The sequence below is a fragment of the Microcoleus asticus IPMA8 genome, from assembly GCF_013179805.1.
GTDB classification, from domain to species: Bacteria; Cyanobacteriota; Cyanobacteriia; order Cyanobacteriales; family Microcoleaceae; genus Microcoleus; species Microcoleus asticus.
Genome location: NZ_SRRZ01000298.1, coordinates 1 through 1417 on the forward strand (window position 1 = coordinate 1; position 1417 = coordinate 1417).

The following is a 1417-nucleotide window of genomic DNA, read 5'->3' on the forward strand; positions in this document are numbered from 1 at the left end:
TCGAGAGTGTTTCCTCTATCCTTTCTCTTCGCTGTGCTTATCTCAATGGTCAACTTTCTACTTGATGTATCTGCAAAAGTGAGATGCACCCTCAGGAAGGCTATCTATGTTGCTTTTATTAAATACCCCACTGTACTCTCTGCTCCACATTTTTTCTTCCTTTGTTCCTGCTGACCCTCCTAATAAATACATTGCATCAATCCCTGATGCAAGAGGAATTTTCCATTCCTGCCCAGAGCCTTTAATACGTATGACTTTCGCAGAGGTATCCCACATAACATCATAAGTACCAGCCTTTCCTCCAATTCTTTTAAGAAGAGGAGACTCTTCTGACAGAGAACGAGTAGTCCAACGATTTTTCATAACTAAAAGTTGTTGCGAAGATTGGTTTGATGTAAGTAAACAAATTCTTCAAAAAACACTACATAAGAGATGCCAACATTATAGAGAAGCTTCGAGAATCATAAGAGCTAGTTCTTCCATCTCATCTTCAGTTAGGATTTTTTCTAGTAATGAGCCTGGATTCTCCCGTATTTTGAGAAGGATACGCTCACGTATAGATAGAGATTGAAGGCGAGCTTTCTTTTCTTGTTCTTCGAGTTTTTCTCCCTGAATTCTCTCGACTTCTGTTTGTTGCACGTGGATTAGTATATCTTCATATTCGTCTAAGAACTTCTTAGACCGCTTCCCCTTTACCTCTCGAATAATTTGTTTTTTGGCTTCTTTAGTATTTATTCTTCTGCGCCCCGATTTTGGAATATATCTTGGCTCTGGAAGGCTAACTCCCCCAAGTGCAAGAGCAAATGCGATTATTCCAAAAAAGATCCAAAATGCAGTTATTAGACACCACTTGAAAATAGTCCAAACTACTTTCCAGATTACAGAAAAAACTTTGAGAAGAGTTTCTGTCGTGTCATTGGACGATGACTTATTTTGTCCCATACATTTATACTCCAGCTATTTTAGAAGAGTGCCGCCTTAGCCGGAGCCTTCGGGGTAGTTGTTTCAACCATACGTTCACGAAAGAATGAACAAATATTTGTTCAAATACTCACAGCTTGGATCAGTCAGGGTGTATTAGTCTAGAAAAACGTTTTCAAGGGGGTAAACTTGCTCTTTATCCAGACTAGCAATTAACTTTTATTTTGCTGCTTGCAAAAAGTTTGGTAGTTATCGGGACTTTTTGAGTTGATAACCGAAAAAAATTGGGAAATATGGGTAAATGTGGGTAAATGTTGGGTACAATAAAACCAACAATGACATTGACCCAACTCTATAGCAATCCTAAATCAATTGCAAAATATTATCAATTATAATAATTAGGGACTATAGCAATCCTAAGTGATTTTCTAGATCCGTAAAATCTGAAAGTCTTGCTATACAACAAGTCTAGGAAGACAAGAGGGCGTTGTGTTGT

The 1417-nt window shown here is 38.0% G+C and carries 2 protein-coding genes; both read right to left on the reverse strand.

The features are described from left to right. Nucleotides 1-57: 57 nt before the first annotated feature. On the reverse strand, nt 58-363 hold the full coding sequence (locus E5S67_RS31955) for a hypothetical protein (protein ID WP_172193488.1): 306 nt from the start codon (nt 361-363) through the stop codon (nt 58-60). A gap of 78 nt (nt 364-441) precedes the next feature. After that, nucleotides 442-942: a hypothetical protein gene (locus E5S67_RS31960; protein ID WP_172193490.1), complete on the reverse strand. Its 501-nt coding sequence runs from the start codon at nt 940-942 to the stop codon at nt 442-444. Nucleotides 943-1417 lie beyond the last annotated feature (475 nt).